The organism is Cohnella sp. GbtcB17 (assembly GCF_019091135.1).
Taxonomy (GTDB): Bacteria; Bacillota; Bacilli; order Paenibacillales; family Paenibacillaceae; genus Cohnella.
Genome location: NZ_JAGXJW010000570.1, coordinates 1 through 229, shown reverse-complemented (window position 1 = coordinate 229; position 229 = coordinate 1). Strand labels below are relative to the sequence as shown.

General features: G+C 63.3%; 1 protein-coding gene. It reads left to right on the top strand.

Annotated features, from left to right (window positions below; all coding sequences use genetic code 11):
• Nucleotides 1–229: hypothetical protein (locus tag KVT38_RS34470; RefSeq protein WP_217598172.1), on the top strand; the 229-nt coding region annotated here is incomplete at both ends.

Sequence of the window (229 nt, the reverse complement as noted above, 5' to 3'; positions counted from 1 at the left end):
GCGGCGGGCGCTACGAGCCGGATTGTTTTTACGTGCTGTGCGACCGTATGGGGCTGCTGGTGTGGCAGGACTTTATGTGCGCCTGCGCCGCATATCCGGTCCGGCTGGCATGGTTCCGCAGCGAAGTGGAGCGGGAAATGGATTACCTGACGCGGCGGCTGCGGAACCCCGCTTCGCTGGCTTTGTGGTGCGGGAGCTACGCAAAACATTGGGGATTCGACGGGTGGAG